This is a genomic window from Hyphomicrobium sp. 802 (assembly GCF_000526135.1).
Classification (GTDB): Bacteria; Pseudomonadota; Alphaproteobacteria; order Rhizobiales; family Hyphomicrobiaceae; genus Hyphomicrobium_B.
Genome location: NZ_JAFM01000001.1, coordinates 2197546 through 2214690, shown reverse-complemented (window position 1 = coordinate 2214690; position 17145 = coordinate 2197546). Strand labels below are relative to the sequence as shown.

The 17145-nt window shown below is 55.9% G+C and carries 11 protein-coding genes; 5 read left to right on the top strand and 6 right to left on the bottom strand.

Annotation, left to right across the window (positions count from 1 at the left end; all coding sequences use genetic code 11):
* Positions 1–75 precede the first annotated feature (75 nt).
* Positions 76–2712: an arylsulfatase gene (locus tag HYP802_RS0111225; RefSeq protein WP_029670931.1), complete on the top strand. Its 2637-nt coding sequence runs from the start codon at positions 76–78 to the stop codon at positions 2710–2712.
* A gap of 780 nt (positions 2713–3492) precedes the next feature.
* Positions 3493–4194, top strand: a complete 702-nt coding sequence (locus HYP802_RS22905) for a hypothetical protein (RefSeq protein ID WP_024275737.1) — start codon at positions 3493–3495, stop codon at positions 4192–4194.
* A 422-nt stretch (positions 4195–4616) separates the two neighbouring features.
* Here HYP802_RS22905 and HYP802_RS0111215 read toward each other — a convergent pair whose 3' ends face one another.
* The 6 genes from HYP802_RS0111215 to HYP802_RS0111190 all read right to left on the bottom strand — a co-directional run bounded on the left by HYP802_RS0111215 (position 4617) and on the right by HYP802_RS0111190 (position 12324).
* Positions 4617–6893 carry a tetratricopeptide repeat protein gene (locus tag HYP802_RS0111215; RefSeq protein ID WP_013947368.1) on the bottom strand — a complete coding sequence of 759 codons (2277 nt, stop codon included), beginning with the start codon at positions 6891–6893 and terminating at the stop codon, positions 4617–4619.
* 99 nt (positions 6894–6992) lie between these two features.
* Positions 6993–8111: an HlyD family secretion protein gene (locus tag HYP802_RS0111210; RefSeq protein ID WP_013947366.1), complete on the bottom strand. Its 1119-nt coding sequence runs from the start codon at positions 8109–8111 to the stop codon at positions 6993–6995.
* Positions 8111–8434, bottom strand: a complete 324-nt coding sequence (locus tag HYP802_RS0111205) for a DUF3302 domain-containing protein (protein ID WP_013947365.1) — start codon at positions 8432–8434, stop codon at positions 8111–8113. The genes HYP802_RS0111210 and HYP802_RS0111205 overlap by 1 nt, the downstream gene beginning before the upstream one ends.
* A gap of 39 nt (positions 8435–8473) precedes the next feature.
* Positions 8474–9565: a DUF3300 domain-containing protein gene (locus tag HYP802_RS0111200; RefSeq protein ID WP_013947364.1), complete on the bottom strand. Its 1092-nt coding sequence runs from the start codon at positions 9563–9565 to the stop codon at positions 8474–8476.
* Between the two features lie 20 nt (positions 9566–9585).
* Positions 9586–10686, bottom strand: a complete 1101-nt coding sequence (locus HYP802_RS0111195; protein ID WP_244421000.1) for an HAD family hydrolase — start codon at positions 10684–10686, stop codon at positions 9586–9588.
* Between the two features lie 42 nt (positions 10687–10728).
* Positions 10729–12324: an arylsulfatase gene (locus HYP802_RS0111190; RefSeq protein ID WP_035576123.1), complete on the bottom strand. Its 1596-nt coding sequence runs from the start codon at positions 12322–12324 to the stop codon at positions 10729–10731.
* Between the two features lie 711 nt (positions 12325–13035).
* On the opposite strand from HYP802_RS0111190, the gene HYP802_RS0111180 reads away from it, so the two are divergent.
* From HYP802_RS0111180 to ccoN, 3 genes are all read left to right on the top strand, one after another.
* The gene (locus tag HYP802_RS0111180; RefSeq protein ID WP_013947360.1) at positions 13036–13686 is read left to right on the top strand and encodes a Crp/Fnr family transcriptional regulator; all 651 of its coding nucleotides are present in this window, start codon (positions 13036–13038) and stop codon (positions 13684–13686) included.
* A gap of 51 nt (positions 13687–13737) precedes the next feature.
* A complete protein-coding gene (locus tag HYP802_RS0111175; protein ID WP_013947359.1) occupies positions 13738–14592 on the top strand; it encodes a bile acid:sodium symporter in 855 nt (284 codons plus the stop codon).
* A 930-nt stretch (positions 14593–15522) separates the two neighbouring features.
* Positions 15523–17145 (top strand): cytochrome-c oxidase, cbb3-type subunit I, encoded by a 1623-nt coding sequence (gene ccoN, locus HYP802_RS0111170; RefSeq protein WP_050976869.1) that lies wholly within the window; start codon positions 15523–15525, stop codon positions 17143–17145.

The following is a 17145-nucleotide window of genomic DNA, read 5'->3' as shown; positions in this document are numbered from 1 at the left end:
AACGCGCAAAGTTCATGATACATAGCTCACGAGGACCACAACCTGAAGCGTGAATTCCAGCGCGGAGACGCAGTTATGAAGCGTAGTTGGGTATTCGCTGCCGTCACTTGCGGGCTTATGGTCGGGCCTACCGCTGCAATGTCCCAAGGGACCACTGGCGTACCCGGATCGCCCGACGCGACGACTACGATCGATGGTAAACGGCTCCCGTCACCGGACCCTCGATTTGGCGGCGTCATCAAGGATGATGCTCTGCAATCGACGCCGTGGTGGGCACCTCGCATCGTACCTCCGAAGAACGCGCCGAACGTCCTGCTGATTATCACAGACGACGCCGGCTTCGGGGTGCCGAGCACTTTTGGTGGCGTCATTCCGACCCCTACGATGGACCGCATTGCACAAGAGGGCCTTCGTTATGATCGGATCTTCTCCACCGCGCTGTGTTCACCGACGCGCGCCGCCCTCATCACTGGGCGCAATCATCACTCGGCAGGTTTCGGCGTCATATCCGAACAGTCGACAGGTTTTCCTGGCTACAACAGCATCATAGGTAAGGATTCGGCGACCATCGGGCGCATTCTGCTCGACAATGGATACGCCACGGCATGGTTCGGCAAGGACCACAATACGCCCGCCTTCGAAGCCAGTCAGGTTGGGCCGTTCGACCAATGGCCGACCGGCCTTGGCTTTGAATACTTTTATGGCTTCGTCGGCGGAGACGCCAACCAGTGGCAGCCGAACCTATTCCGCAACACCACGCAGATTTATCCATTTGAAGGAAATCCCGGCTGGAATCTGATTACGGGCATGGCGGACGATGCCATCGACTACATGACACGAATTCACCAGACCGATCCCTCCAAGCCGATATTCATCAAGTACGCGCCCGGCGCCACCCACGCACCGCATCATCCGACGAAGGAGTGGGTGGACAAGATTCATGAGATGCACCTGTTCGATGACGGCTACAACAAGCTGCGCGATCGCATCTTCGAAAATCAGAAGAGGCTCAGGTTGGTTCCGAAAGATGCTCAACTGACGCCGTGGCCGACTAACGTCTTGAAGCCGTGGGACGAGCTTAGTGACGTCGAAAAGAAACTCTTCATACGCCAGGTCGAAGTCTTTGCCGCCTATGCAGCCTACAACGATCATGAGATTGGTCGGGTGGTGCAGGCATTCGATGATCTCGGTAAACTCGACAACACACTCATCATCTATATCAACGGGGATAACGGTACGAGCGCCGAAGGTGGACCATTGGGAACACCCAACGAGGTCGCCTTCTTCAACGGCCTCAACAAAATCCCTGCTGAAGAACAAATGAAGTTCTATGATGTCTGGGGCACCGAGCAGACGTATAATCACATGTCGGCCGGATGGTCTTGGGCCTTTGACACGCCGTTCGACTGGTTCAAGCAGAATGCTTCGAGACTTGGCGGCATCAATCAAAACATGGTGGTGTCGTGGCCGGCGCGCATAAAGGACAAGGGGGGACTGCGTGAGCAATTCATGCATGTCATAGACGTCGTGCCTACAATTCTTGAGGCTGCCGGCATCCGCGCACCCGAAACGGTTGACGGCATCAAGCAAAAGCCGATTGAAGGAACAAGCTTCCTCTACACTTTTGATGCCAAGAACGCGAACGCGCCGTCGCGACACAAGACGCAGTACTTCGAGATGATGGGGCAGTGGGCGCTCTACGATGATGGCTGGCTGCTCAGCACCAAAGTCAACCGAGCACCTTGGGAGGCCTTTGGCCCTGCCAACCCCGATCCACTGAATAACCAAGTGTTCCAGCTCTATGATCTACATAAGGACTTCAACCAGGCTGACGACATCGCTGCAAAACACCCTGTGAAAGTCGCACAGATGCGTGAGAAGTTTGTCGCGGAAGCAAAGAAATACCAAGTCTTCCCGCTCGACGCCTCGGTGGCCGCGCGCATTGTTGCGCCCCGTCCGAATATCACGGCTGGGCGCACCGAATTTGTTTACACGCGACCGATGACCGGCCTGCCTCAGGGCGATTCTCCGCTGTTGCTCAATACATCCTACACGGTGACTGCCGACATCGACGTTCCGCAAGACGGCGCCGAAGGTATGATTCTAACCTCCGGTGGCCGTTTCGGCGGTTACGGCTTCTATCTGCTCGGCGGCAAACCGGTTTGGTTGTGGAATCTCGTCGACCTCAAACGCCTGAAATGGGAAGGCCCTAATCCGCTCACGCCAGGCAGACATGTGATCGAGTTCGACTTCAAATACGATGGGTTGGGTCCTGGTACGCTGGCATTCAACAATTTCTCCGGCGTAGGCCGCTCCGGCACCGGCGTTCTGAAGGTTGACGGCAACGTTGTCGCCAGCCAGACAATGGAGAGAACTTTGCCGATGATCCTTCAATGGGACGAGAGCTTCGATATCGGCTCAGATACCCTGACCGGAGTAAACGACGCCGATTACAAGCCGCCGTTTCCGCTGACTGCCAAACTCAACAAGTTGACGATCAATGTGGATCGACCGCATCTGTCCCCCGACGACATCAAAAAGTTCGAGGCTGCCATGCAAGCTTCCGCAGACGGACCAGTCTCGGAGGATTTGACCTTGGTCCAGCGATTGGAAGAGAAGGTCGACAAATTAAAAGAGTGCCGAAAGCAAGCCGACGCAAAAAAGCTCGAACCACTCGGGCGGATTCAATTCGTGCGAGAATGTTTGCAGTAAATTGAGACCGGCACACGTACCGCAATTGAGATAATAAAATCCGGCTTAGTCAGTAGTGGATACCTCGCATAGAATATCTCGCCCTTGCAAAAAAGGTGCTCCGCTGATCCCCCCGTGCGAGCCTCGAGGAGGCGCTAAGCATTTCCCCCCCTTCTGCTTGGCGCCGCCTCTTGATCACATTTCAACGCGTGTCCGGGCAGAGGTACCCCTGGGCGAGAATAACGAATCTTGGGCGTCCGGCTGTCTTCGCCATCGACAGCCGTCGAACCACATTTTAGGGCCGACCGCATCCTGAGCTGTCGTTGCCCAAGCTTTGAAGCACTTCCAGGAAGGAACGGCTTAAGATGATGGCCGCATGTCTACTTTTGGCACTATCAATTCTCGATGCGAGTTGGAAATTTCGCCAGTGAAAAAGGTTGACCGAGATGCGCGTTCACGGACGGCCACCGGGCCTGAAATCCCTTGGCAGGAGTGCCTAGCGGCCGCCGTGTGTGGATTTCAGATCGCATTCCAGTTCTTTAATGCATGCAGATCGCAGGCATACTGCGGGTTGCAGCAAAAGCATCACAGTCATTGAACCGTAAGCGGAGTATACTCAGTTAATCAAAATTCCTATCTTTCCGTGGGGCAAAAATGAAATGCAGTCACGGCGCGGTCCTGTTCTTCGCAATGGCACTTAGCCCGGTCAGCGCATCCGCAGCGGATTTCGGATCCTCACCGAAGCCCCCTATCGATCCACAGTGGTCTCTGACATTCACCACTTACGGCTGGATACCATGGATGTCGGGAAGCACGACGGTTAAGGGCAAAAATTTCAATGTAGCTGCCGATCCATCCGATATTTTGGGACATCTTGATTGGTCGACGCTGCCCGCTTGGATGAGCTACGCGGAGGCACGGAACGGACCGATCGGCCTTTTCAACGACGTCGTTTACGCATCGGTCGACGGCTCGAAGGGGTTCAATGGGCGACGTGGCGGCCCGCTGCAGGCCGATGTTTCAGCCGATTATACGCAGGTGACAGTCGAATTCGGCGGCGCATATGAAGTTTGGCGCGGGAGAAATCCTGTCGTATCGGGATCGTCCGCTTTCGATCTCTTGGCAGGTGGCAGATATTGGCACCAGGAGGCTGACCTCACGGGGTCGCTCGTGCTCGACCCATTTGTGCGGGAGACAGAGCGGTCAGGCGCGGTCGATTGGGTTGATCCGTTTGTCGGCGCGCGGCTGCGCAACAAACTCGCATCCGGCGACGAACTCGTTGTGCGTGCGGACTTCGGCGGCTTCGGCGTCGGCAGCGACTTTTCTTGGCAGGTTTTGGCAACATACAATTGGCAGATGTGCCTCCTGAGCGGCTATGTGCTTGATGGCTACGTCGGCTATCGCGCGTTGTCGGTGGACTACTCGCAAGGTTCTGGCGGTACGCTCTACAAGTACGATGTTCTTCAACAGGGACCAGTCATAGGATCAACCCTGCATTTCTGAATTCCCGCTCGACAGAAGATGAAGTCCTTTTTTGTCTGCTTCTGGCCGGAAGCGCGGGTAGGCAGATGGCTGCTTTCAAACCATTGAGTCAGAATGCGAACAGCTGAGGGTCAATCGACCGTCGGTCCCAATTGTGGACTCTTGCGGTTCGTTGACAGTAATCAGCCGCGCCATACAGCCACGACCGCTTTCGAATGATCTTTGGACATCGACGGCCACGCCTCACAAAAACGCGTTTGATGTGGCCTGAGTATTCCCCGCGCTCTGTCCGATTGGCACTGTCATATCGATCTATATCGCACATCAACCTTGATGCTGAGATTGCGCACGTCCCTTTCGACGATAGATCGGCACGACCTTGGTCCGGAGTAAGTTTTGCACGATCATGTCCAATGCTCCCCGCGCATTCCTGTGCCGTTCGCTTATCGAGAGATTGAATTAAGCATTTGCGCGATATCGTTGCGTTCCGGCTCGAGTTGGCGAAGGAGTGTCAAATATTTCACCGTGTCGGCTTTGTTGCCGCGCTCATACTCATAGGCCGCCAAGGTCAACAAGAGATTCCGGTCGTATGGATGGCGGGAGAGTGCTGCTTTCAAAGTCTCGATAGCGTCGGCGGGTTTTCCCGTATCGTGAAGCGCGACAGCGAACACATAACTGTACTGCGAATCGTCAGGGGCATCGGTCGCAGCTTTCGAAAGATAAATGATCGCGTCGTTCGCGCGGTGTTGGCGAACGAGACTGAGTCCGAGTGCATGCTCAACCGGTCCGGAGTTGGGGTTTGCGTCCAGTGTCCGTCGCAACAAGGCTTCGGCGCTTTGCTCATCGTTCGAAGATCGCATCAAGTCGGCCAGAGAAACGGCGGCCGCGACGAATGAGGGGCCAATGACAATGGCATGTTCGTAGGCTTGGCGGGCCTCATCGATTTTGCCTTGTGTCCTGTAAAGATTTCCAAGGTTGAGTGAGGCTTCCGGACGTTCCGCGTTGAACATTTGAGCGTCGACGTAGTCTTGGAGGGCTTTTTCGAATGTCGGACGATCGGCCGGATCCAATGTGCTTGCGGGCCTCCCCGCCAAAGCACTTGCTGCATCCATCCGAACCATCTTAGTCGGATCCTTCAGCAGCGGAACAAGCAGTCGAACTTTCGTCGCATCGTCCGTCGTAGCGACAACGGCGACGGCGGCGGATCGCACCATCGGATCGTCGCTCTTTAACGCTTGGCTTGCGACCTCGATGGCGGAAGACGAAGGAAAACGGCTCAATCGCTCGAGAGCGCTCGCCTTGGCGATTGGAGAGGCAATTTGCGATGTTGCGATATCCTGAAGCGCGACCTGGGCGCCAGGCGCGCCTTGATTACCTAGCGCCAGCGCCTCAGCGAAAGTCTGGGCTCCAGGGTTCGCGGTCGGATACCACACCTTGATCGCATCGCGCGCCCAGGCCGCGGATTTGTCGGTGTGACATTGACTGCATGCGTTCGGCGTCCCAAGGCCGATCCTGCGATCGGGACGGGGAATGCGTATCGAATGATCGTGGCGGGCGTCGACACCCATATAGGTCGTTGTCGGCATATGGCACGACGCACATTTCGATCCGCTCGCGCCAGCGAGGTGATGGTGGTGCGCGGGCACATCGAAACGTTCCGGCGCGTGGCACTGGCCGCAGAGCGCATTTCCCCCTAAGCGCACTTTTCCAGAATGCGGATTATGGCAGTCGGCGCACGTGACGCCTGCTGCGTGCATGCGGCTCTGCAGAAACGAGGCGTAAGTATAAACTTCGTCGTGCTGCTGTCCGTCAGCAAAATATAACCCAGCTTCGAGAGAAGTTGGTCGGAAGGCGTCGAAAAGCCGTCCGATATCCTCCGGGAGCGAAGAAAATTGCTCGCGGCGAGAATGACACGTGGCGCAGACAGCTATTTCCTTTTGCGACTTCAACGGCTGCGAGCGATGCGCCTGGCCGGTTGAATCCACGGGCCAGCCAACGCCTTTTCGCTCATCGAGACTGAACGCGAAGCCTGCGTGATCGTAGGAGGCGCCGGCGCCGGATTTTGCCCATTCGAGATGCTTCGACGCCGGCCCGTGGCAGGCCTCGCAACCGACACTGATCTCGGACCACGTCGTCTTAAATGCGCCTGTAGAGCGATCGTAATTCTTCTGCAGGTTCGTCGAGTGACACCAAGCGCATTGATAATTCCAGTTCTGGTCAATGCCGGTCCAGTGCAGGGGATTGCCGGCCTTGAGCTTGCGGTCCGGATAAAGATCATACCAGCGTTGACCGCCAGCCTCTTTCGGGCGCGTGTCCCACGCGATGCCGAACGCTTGCAGGCGCCCTTTGGGAAGTTCGACCAGGTATTGCTGCAGAGGGTAGACGCCGAAGGTGTAGCGAATTTCGAATTCTCCGGGTTTTTCATCGGGCCCTTCGGTCCGAACCCAATATGTATTTCCCTTTTTGAAGAATGTAGTGTCGCTTCCGTCTTTGGCGAACTTCGCATTGGCAAAGTTGCCGAGGACGGCCGCCTCGTTCGCAAGCTGCATCGCAGCATGATGTTGCGACGACATCCAGTCGGAATGCTCCGCCTTATGGCAGCTCGCGCACTCCGTTGAGCCGACAAATTCCGCCACAGCCGCTTTTGCCGGCTGCTGTCGCTGCTCCTCGGCGCGGCCGTTCCCGGTAGCAAGAATTGCGACGGCTGTCAGAAATGCCAAGCTTGAGCCGCTTATGCGACTTATCCATTTGTGCGCGGACAGGGGTCGTCGCATAGCCTCGATGATGGAATGTATCAGCGCAACCGAATCCTCCGACAACTATACCACGTAATTCAACCACGCCTTCATCCGCAGGAGAACGCGCCGGATGATAGCAAACGTCGCTAAATGATCTGTGTAGACTGCGATCTGCGCGGTGGACCCGGCGGGCAACTGAAAAGCCGAAAGATCGTCCAACACTTTAAATCTCACGACGGCCCGACCACGCTCGCCGCTCCGGTCCTGCGGGTTGAGGAGCGCTCCTGTCGGCTCCAGCTGGCCTTGCGAAATCGCATCAAGCACGACCAACACCTTCGCGCGGAAAACCTGGCCGGGTATGCCATCGAACGCGACCTCTGCCTCATCGTTCGGTTCGACACGCTGCAAAGCGTTTTGCGGAAACGATGCCATTAGCGAGTTCCTATCGGCGTGGATGAACACCATCGTCGGCGTCAAAGGGCTCGCTGTCATGCCGGGCTTCAGCATGAGTTGTGTCACATACCCGTCGGTCGGAGCGACGACATTCGTTTCGGACAGATTGAACTCTGCATTCGCCAGGTCGGCTTGCAGGCTCGCGACCGTCGTGTTGACGCCGCCAATCTCCGAACTGAATGCCAAGCGCGCACGCTCTGCGGCGGCCTGGCTTTCGACAAGCGTCTGCCGTGCGGCCTCGAGGTTGCGCGTCGCCTTATCTACGGCCGCCTGCGATACAACCTCCTTGCTCAGAAGATCGGCTTGGCGATTGTAGGTTTCCTGGGAGAGCGCCAGTTGCGCCTGGGCTTTTTCAACGCCCGCCGTCGCCTGATCCAAGGATGCCTTAAGCTGCTTGACGTTTTGCTCGGCCTCGGCGAGCAGCGCTTTCTTCTGGTCGACGGCATACTGATACGGTCGCGGATCGATACGAAACAAAAGATCGCCTTGCTTCAACGGAACGTTCGGCTGAACCGCGACATCGATCACGTGCCCTTTGACGGTCGGAATAATCGGCGTCGTATAGAAATACAAGCGACCGTCCGTCGTGAACGGGTGGTTGTAGTTCATGCCGAGCAGGATGCCGCCGACGACGACCGCGCCTCCGAGGCATGCGGTGGTAACCGTCCATTCGTTGACGCGAACGCGAAGCAGCTTGAATACGATGATGCAAATTGCGGCGTACGCAAGAAGGAGCAGGAGAGCCATCAACCCTCCTGCCGCGTTTTTTCGAGAGCCGATATGCGCGCATCAAGCCTCGCCATGGCCTTCGATGTCTCATCCGAAGCCAGGCCTACCGTGTTGCCCCAGCCGCGCTCCGGGTCATACATCAGGGCCCAGATCCACAGAAAGGGCCAAAGCGCGCCAAGCGTGAACAGACTCGCCCAGGTAGCAGCCCGAATAGCGTCCTGATGAGGATGATGGCGCGCCTTGGCAATCTGGTATGGAACGCCATAGACCGCAACCACGCCATAAACGACGACAGCGATGATGACGATCAGCATCACTAATGCAAAATAGTCGAGCGCCATAGTCGACCTCAACAGGTTCTTCTACACACGGCGAAGCCGTCAACGACGTCGTTTGCGTCCTCTGCCGCCGCCACCGCGATGAGCGCGAGCCGCTGGCTTCTTCCCGGGTTTTGCTACTTTCTTCTGACCTGACGTGCGGCGCGGAGCAGCCTTGGGTTTTCCGACTTTCGCCTTGCCGACCCTGTCTTTGCCGACGTTACCAGAACCGATCTTTCCCTTGTCGAGCGGGCGATCGGCAGGGCGCGGCTTGTTCCCAGGCGTAAATTTGTTGTCGAGCGCCTTGTGATCGGAATTCTTCAGCCGATCGTCAATGCGCGCGCGGTCGATGGTCTTGTCGTGGCCGGAACGCCTTCCATGATTGGGATCGTGCTTCCAGACGTTGTTGTTGATGTTGCGGCGGTTGACGTCGATGTGGTTCCAGCGGTTCACATCGACGTCGATGCGGTGATTGTGCCAGTCCCAACGGTTCCAGCCCCAAATGCCGCCCGCGATGGCGACGCCCGTCGCTCCCCAAAAGTAACCATTGATGAAGGTCGCGCCCGGATACCCCCAATAGTAGGGTGGGTAATCCGGATACCACCAGGACCCGTAAACGACCGACGGCTCATAAACCGGCACGTACACGGTGTCTGGATCCGCAGGCCGAATGACATACGCGCCATCATCCTGGGTCACCGTCTGCTGCGAATTGCTTTTGAGATGCCCGCTCGAGTCGGCCTTCTGGCGAAGCAGCTGCACTTCGTCCATAACCTCATTTTGTTGTGCGAGAAACGCGTTGCCAAGCTTCTTTGTCCAGTCAAGCTGGTCGCTCATCATTTTCAAGACATCTGGAAACTGCACGAGCGCCTTGATGCTCGGGTCCCAATCTTCGCTTTTGAGCGCGTCAACGAGAGCGTCGCCTTGCAGTTTTGAATTGGCAGGGGCGCTCCGCCAGCGCTCAGCTTCAACGACGTCGAGCGGATACGTCGCCGCCATCAAAACATTTGACAGCAGGTCGTCGGGATACAGCGCAATCGGCGCCAGCATCTGATCGAGCTGTTGCTTCGAGAACTTTTGCTCATCGGCTCGTAGCGCACTCGACGGGAATGCGATGAGGAGTAGAAGCAGGAAAAGCGAATATACGACTCTCATCTTTCACTCATTTTGGCGTGCTAATCCTGCGGATAAATTGTTTTCCAATCGTTTTTCATATCTATTACGATCCACCCCTGTGATGTCGCCATATCGAGCGCTTTTTCGAGGTGACCAAATGAAGAATTGTGGTCATAGGCCCATTCACGTACGGCGTCGGTGTGGTGGACGATCAACCCAAAACGCGCGCCTTGCTCGCTGGTTGTCCATTGCAGCATTTCAAGGTCGCCATCGGAGTTGCCGAACGCCGCAATCGGGCGCCTGCCGATGTGCTTCTGGATGCCAACGGGTTTTCCCACCCCGTCGTCGATGAAATCAATATCGGCCAGTCGTACAAGAGCCGGCTTTCCGTTCTGGATCTCGAATTTCAATTTGATGCTCGAGCCGATGACTTGCTCGGGGGGAATACCATAGATCTTTTCTGTCCAGGGCCGCATGAACTCGATACCGCCGCCTGAAACAATAAATGTCTTGAAATCATTGGCGCGAAGATATGCGAGCAATTCAAGCATCGGCTGGTAGACCATTTCTGTGTAGAGTCTGCCCGTCTTTGGATGACGCGCCGTCGTAATCCAATCGGTTACGATCTTTTCGAATTCATTCGATGTCATGCCGGCGTGCGTTGCCATCACGATCTCAGCGATCGCGTGTTCGCCGCCCGCGATCACGCTTTTTAAATTGCCGTTCAGAAGCGAAGCGAAGGGCTCCTGGTCATTCCACTCGTGATGCTGGGGAGCCAAGGCCTTGACGCGGTCCAGAGCGAAGGCAAGCTGAACGTACATCGGTTGCTCGGCCCACAGCGTCCCGTCGTTATCGAAGGTCGCAATCCGCTCGGGCGGAGGCACGTAATCGGGTGAGCTCTTGGTTGTTACGCGCTGTACGAATGAAACAATCGCCTGCTTCGTCGGCCCGTCGTTCCAAGATGGCAGTGCATCATCCGCAAAACTCGGTCGGATCGACAAAAACGCACAGAGCAAAGCATAGAACGCGAGACGCATCGCATGTTTTCCAAATCTACCTGCTCGTGATGGATGAGCCAGAACGCAGGAGGTTACACGGGGGTGCACAGAAGTCGGGGTGAACCACCCTCTCCAACTTCTCCTCGCTGCGCTCTGGCTCAAGTCGACGGGATCCGAAGCGCACCCATCGATTGGCTTTCAGCGTTAGTTGCCCGTCGGCATGGAAATGCTGATACCGTCCTTTTTGAGTTCTTCTCTTACCCACTGGAATTTTTCGTAGTTCGAGAGAGTGAGTGGACCGGTATAGCCTTCGCTCTGCATTTTACGCGGCGGATATTGAAGATAAGTCTTCATCAGATTCTGAATTTCTTCACCTATGCTCACCATGACCCAGGTATGTTCGGTGTAGTTGTTCATGAAGACATCATAACGCTCTTGCGGATCCTGCCAGATGTCGAACACTTGCGGTACGATGGCGACGTATTTTTCGGCGCCCTTCCAGCCGAGATTCGAATCGACTGCAAGACCACCGGTTGTTGCGCCGTCATCGCCACGCAGGTTGAAGACGGCCTTGTAATGGCCAAAGCGGACTGCACCTGGCGTCAGTTCATTCTCAGTGAAATAGAACCAGGACTTGCGCTCCGACTTGCCTGTCCCGAAGAGGATCGGCGACATATCGTAACTGTCGAAGATAATCGGCTGGCCTTCGCGATCTTTGTCGGGAAGTTTCGCGATGCCGGCGAGATGGGCGAATGTCGCCATATAATCCAAGCCGCCGACAATATCGGAATTCTTCGAACCCGCTTTGATCCCGGGCCCCCACGCAAGTGATGGAACACGATTGCCGCCCTCGCGAACAGTTCCTTTCGTGCCTCGGAACGGGGTGTATCCGGCGTCGGGATAGACGTCTTGCCAGGCGCCGTTGTCCGTCGTCCAGAACACATATGTATTTTTGTCGAGACCGAGGGAGCGGATCTTGTCCAGGATGCGACCGATGCGGGTATCGTTCTCTACGACCGAGTCGGCATATTTCGTCTTCGACAAAGACTTATGCTCGAATTCTGGAGCCGGCATGTTCGGTTGATGGACCTTCATGAAATTGATGCTCATGAAGAACGGCTCTTTAGATTTAGCGTTGCGGTCGAGGTAATCGAGCGAAGCCTTTTCAACATATTCATCGAAAAACGGAATACCAACAACGCCCTCCTTGCCGTCGATGACAGGCGTATTTACGTATTGACCATTGATCTTGAAGTCTTCCTTCGCGGGCTCCCCCGCATTCCCCGACAGCGCCCCCTTTGTCACGCGTTCAAACATCGCTCTCAGCTCCGGGTCCATGTCCGGAAACCACGTCGGATCGCCATAGGTGTAGGCATTGAGATGATATAAGCCCGCATACTTCATCTCGTCGTAACCCTGCGCGTTGGGCAGAGCATAATCAGCTTCGCCGAGGTGCCATTTACCGGTGAAGAAGGTCCTGTAGCCGGCGGTTTTCAGCACCGACGCCAGCGTCCACTCGGCGTGCGGAAGACCCCCGCCCTGGCCCTGAAACGCCACCGTCGTCATGCCGCTACGGTTCGGAATGCGACCGGTCTGGACCGCGGCACGGCCAGGCGTGCAGCTTGGCTGCGCATAGAAAGACAGAAATGTCATGCCTTCGGCCGCCATGCGGTCGAGGCTAGGTGTCGGCATGCCGCGGTTCTCGCCGCCGCCGTATGCACCTCCATCTCCGTAGCCAAAGTCGTCTGAAAGGATCAGGACAATATTGGGCGTGGCAACTTGTGCAGACGCTGGAGACATCAATCCCACCGCAGCAAGCACCGCTGTGACGATCATAGACGCAAGAAATACTAGTCTTTTGGACCCCCGCGGCCGCTCAAAGCAGCCCCATTGATCAAGCGGTTGAACGTCCGTTTTACGCATAATGCACCTCGTGATGTCACAACAATTTGCGGCGGCGTCTCAGACACCGTCGCTCGGCTGGTTCAGATTTTTTGCTTTTGTCTTGCCGTCCGAGCACACCGTCACGCTCGGGCCATAACAATAAAAATTTTTCAACCGCGACCTCACCAAACTCGAAGTCGCGCTCGCAAATTTGCATCCGGTCAGATTATGCTTTGCCGGACGACCAATGCCGACAAAGTACTGAAACAATTTCACGACGGGCTCTCCAATTCGAGCCCCCCAAAGCTGGCGATCAGCCTGTGCTCCGATCACCCGCCCACACGACGCGATCAAAACATATTCAAAAATGCTCAACTGGATAAAATGAACCAATTAAGAAGAAATATCGCGCTCGGAATTCTGCCACAGCGCATTGTTTTGCGGCGCGTCATCAACATCCCGACAGGGGGGCGAATTGAACAAACAAAAGATAACAGTCGTTGCAGGTAACTCTCCATTTAGCCCTTTAACAATGGGACTCGTTACATAGGATCGCACCGCATTTTATAAAAATCTTTGCAATGGAGAGGGGCCATTACGCATCGTCGATCGCAATCCTTATCGAAATTGGCGCCGCTTGATTCGGTTGGCTGGCTCACCACTCAGCCTAAGGAGTTTTGCGAATGGGTCGAGCGCGCCGGGAGATGGCGGACGTACGACCCTGGGCAGTTCATCTACCATGCAGGGGATCCATCCGACGGCATCTATGGATTGGCGGAAGGGAGCCTCCGGGTAACATTTCCGCTCACTGCGAAGGAGGCAGTAGTTATCCACCGCGCCGAAATTGGCTTCTGGGTCGGCGACAACGCGGAATTCACGGGACGATCTCGCCTCATCTCCTTAATGGCCGGCACGAAGAGCAGGCTTCTCCATCTGCCGAGTTCGGCAATCTCGGCACATTTGAATGACGTTCCCGATCATTGGCGCTGCTTCTACTTTCTTAGCGCAATCAACACTGCAGCGGCGATCGTGCATTTATCGGAAGCGCTGTCTCTGACAGTCAGGGCACGTATGTGCAGACAATTGCTACGGCTTGCGACCACCACACAGGAAGTCGAGATCACTCAGGATGAACTAGCAGAGCTCATCGGCGTGACGCGCGCAACATCGCGGAGATGCCTGGCGGACCTCGCAGACCAGGGCGCGATAGAGATTTTCTACCGCAAAGTACGCGTTCTCGATGCTGACGTGCTTCAATCCTACGAAGACGAACAATGATTCAAATGTTGCAATTGCTGTTAGGCATAGCGCCATCAAAATTCAGATCCGATGCTCCCTCTGCTGACAGATTTCGGTGTGCCCACGGCAATTGCGTTCCTGATGCTGGTAGCAGGCACCGAGATAATGGCTGTCGATATAACGACGGCCGTCCGGCATCCTCGCGCTCTGCTCTTGGGCGCGATCGGGCAGCTGGCATTTCTGCCGCCGATGGCTCTGCTCATCTCCGCGGCTTATTCAAGCATTCCGGCAATTTCCTTTGGCATGCTTTCGCTTGCGCTCAGTCCCGGCGGAGGGATTTCGAATCTCTATTGTTATCTCGCACGCAGGAATGTTTCGCTATCAGCATCGATCACCGCGTTCGGTACAGTGCTTTCGCTCATTACAATTCCAGTTTGGATGAAAGTTCTCCAAACATTCGTCGGAACAAGCGCTGGTATCCGAGCCGTGCCGATGTCCACAATTCTTCTCCAGCTCTTCGCGTTGATGATCTTGCCGATGGCCGGCGGCATGTTGCTCCGAAAGGTGTGTCCGAACCAAGTCGAGACCAGTGGTACGCTACTTCGCAAAATATCTCTCGCCTTCGTTCTTCTGGTGCTCATTCTCACGATTTCAGCAACACAAGAATCGGCAGTCCTCGCTCCAAGTCTCCTGATCGGTGCGATGTTCATCCTTGGGGCCATGCTCTGCGGTTGGATGTCGGGATTTCAACTCACTGCCGCGGAGCGTGATGTCCTTGTGATCGAAAGCGGAGTTCGAAATATCGGCGTCGCACTTACATTGGGTCGGCTATTGCTCCCCTTGGAAGCCTTCGGCGAAATGGCGAGCTTCTTTGCGGGTTATTTCACAGTCGAGATTATGATCATGCTGGCGCTCACGAGCTACCTCAGCGCGAAGCGGCGATAAGCAGGGCCGTACATTACAGGGGGGCTTACTAGCTTGGGCGCATCTCATCTGGTTACCAAAGTCGGTTTTCGCATAGAAGACCAGCCACTTCGTTATCGGCATTCAGGGACAAGGCGGAAAGCCAATTCGATGTCTGCGATCTCGGCTTTTCCGACGTTAGTGTACAGGCCGCCTAATCTCGGTCCACATTCCTATGGTGGAGAGGGCTTCCGCCAATTGCCTTTGATTTCATTATATTATTTCCTGTTATTCCGCTCCGATCCACAAATTAGTCCACAAACCGGAGCGTGATGAGAACTTACCTCCTCAACTCGAAGGTTCGCCTGCGGAAACGGCATCTCGACACCGCCGCTTTATCCCATTAGCCGACATCGACTTGATGCTCGACCAGGCGGGCATTCACACGAACACGGATCTCCGCTTTCGGGGGCAAAGCGGAAGCCTTTCCGGCGCACCGACAATCGATTTTTTGCATCACTGCGGACATCGAGTGTTTTCGAGGTCGTGAGTGGTGCGACGCTGCTTCGCAACTTTTCCAAGCATTGGAGCATACCGTGCTTGCGCTATGGAAGTCACGATCTGACATGTCCGACGAGGGCTCACCAGCAGACACTTACCTTCGTCAGCGTGGCAAGCGCAGAGGTTCACAGGATAAGCATCTCTAGTGATGCAAAGCATAGGCCCGCGTTTTGTCGATGACCGAGCTGCCAGTGCCGCCCCGCAAGGGTCGACGCTTGATGCTGCGCTGAGGGAAGTTTTTAGACGCAGCTCGCCAGTGGGCTCCGCCCCCTTTGACGCAAGTCAAGGCTCAGTCCCGCAGGAATGATCAAGCAAATAGGCTAGTCAAAAATAACGTCCGCGTCCAACGGACTGGAAGCGGGGAGGATAACCGTGGAGAACACGGCGGGCGGAAGATCCAGCGTCAACGACATGCCGGCTCTTGGAGCGGCTCTGCTCTTTGCGATTGTTGGATTGATTTTGGCCATTGCCGGTGTCGATGGCGGTATGCGTCTGCATGGGCTTTTTCTTCTAGGTGCGAGCGCAGCCGCAGCCCTTTACATCCTTTCTCACCCGACCACTCGACAAGAAAAAGTATCAGGCTACTTCGACGGACCCATTCGTGTCGCGACGATTGCTTGCGTGTTCTGGGGAGTCATAGGCTTTCTCGTTGGCGATATCCTTGCATGGCAGCTGGCTTTTCCATCGCTCAATCTCGATCTGCCTTGGACGAATTTTGGTCGGCTTAGACCTGTGCACACGTCCGCCGTCATTTTCGCATTCGGCGGCAACGCGCTGATCGCAACATCGCTTTATGTCGTACAGAGAACGTGCCGCGCGCGGCTTCCCGGCAGATGGGCGCCCTGGTTCGTCGTTTGGGGATATCAGCTCTTCATCGTGATAGCCGCCTCGGGCTATGTGCTCGGCATCACGCAGGGAAAGGAATACGCGGAACCCGAATGGTATGCCGATATCTGGCTGACGATCGTATGGGTCACGTACTTGCTCGTGTTTCTCGGCACGCTCAGAAAGCGCCAAGAACCTCACATCTACGTCGCCAACTGGTTCTATCTCGCCTTCATCGTGACGATCGCGATGCTGCATATCGTCAACAATCTATCGCTGCCGGTTTCGCTGTTGGGCTCAGAAAGCTATCCGCTGTTCCCCGGCGTTCAAGGCGCAATGACACAGTGGTGGTACGGGCATAACGCGGTCGGCTTCCTGCTGACGGCGGGCTTCCTCGGCATCATGTATTATTTCATTCCGAAGCGCGCCGAGCGGCCTGTCTATTCCTACAGGCTATCGATCGTACACTTCTGGTCGCTGATCTTTCTCTATATCTGGGCCGGTCCGCATCATCTTCACTATACGGCTCTGCCCGAGTGGGCGCAGACACTGGGCATGACGTTCTCGATCATGCTGTGGATGCCGTCATGGGGCGGCATGATCAATGGCCTGATGACGCTTTCAGGCGCTTGGGATCGTCTTAGGACCGACGCCGTGATCCGGCTTCTCGTCGTCTCCGTCGCGTTCTACGGTATGTCGACATTCGAAGGGCCGCTGATGTCGATCAAGGCCGTGAACTCGCTTTCTCATTATACGGATTGGACCATCGGGCACGTGCATTCAGGCGCGCTTGGATGGGTCGGCATGATCTCATTCGGTGCTGTCTATTGCATGGTTCCCTGGCTATGGAAGCGCGAGGGTCTTTATTCGATGCGTTTAGTCGAATGGCACTTCTGGCTCGCGATGATCGGCATCGTTCTCTACATCTCGTCGATGTGGGTTGCCGGCATCACGCAGGGATTGATGTGGCGCGCCTACGATCACCTCGGCTTCCTCAAATATTCGTTTATCGAAACGGTCGAGGCCCTTCATTGGCCTTACGTGATCCGTGCAACGGGGGGAGCGCTCTTCCTGCTCGGGGGCCTGATCATGGCCTACAATGTGTGGCGCACGATCAGAGGCGACAAACCCGTCGATATCAAGGATCAGCCTGGCGTGGCGGCCGCTCCCGAACTTCGTCCCGGCGTTGTCGCCGTGCCGGCTGAGTGA

Excerpts from the sequence above, each read along its gene's own strand:
- HYP802_RS0111175 (WP_013947359.1), top strand. The coding sequence starts at position 13,738 with ATGCTCCCTCTGCTGACAGATTTCGGTGTGCCCACGGCAATTGCGTTC.
- HYP802_RS0111190 (WP_035576123.1), bottom strand. The coding sequence starts at position 12,324 with ATGTCTCCAGCGTCTGCACAAGTTGCCACGCCCAATATTGTCCTGATC.
- HYP802_RS22905 (WP_024275737.1), top strand. The coding sequence starts at position 3,493 with ATGTCGGGAAGCACGACGGTTAAGGGCAAAAATTTCAATGTAGCTGCC.
- HYP802_RS0111205 (WP_013947365.1), bottom strand. The coding sequence starts at position 8,434 with ATGGCGCTCGACTATTTTGCATTAGTGATGCTGATCGTCATCATCGCT.
- HYP802_RS0111225 (WP_029670931.1), top strand. The coding sequence starts at position 76 with ATGAAGCGTAGTTGGGTATTCGCTGCCGTCACTTGCGGGCTTATGGTC.
- ccoN (WP_050976869.1), top strand. The coding sequence starts at position 15,523 with ATGCCGGCTCTTGGAGCGGCTCTGCTCTTTGCGATTGTTGGATTGATT.
- HYP802_RS0111210 (WP_013947366.1), bottom strand. The coding sequence starts at position 8,111 with ATGGCTCTCCTGCTCCTTCTTGCGTACGCCGCAATTTGCATCATCGTA.
- HYP802_RS0111200 (WP_013947364.1), bottom strand. The coding sequence starts at position 9,565 with ATGAGAGTCGTATATTCGCTTTTCCTGCTTCTACTCCTCATCGCATTC.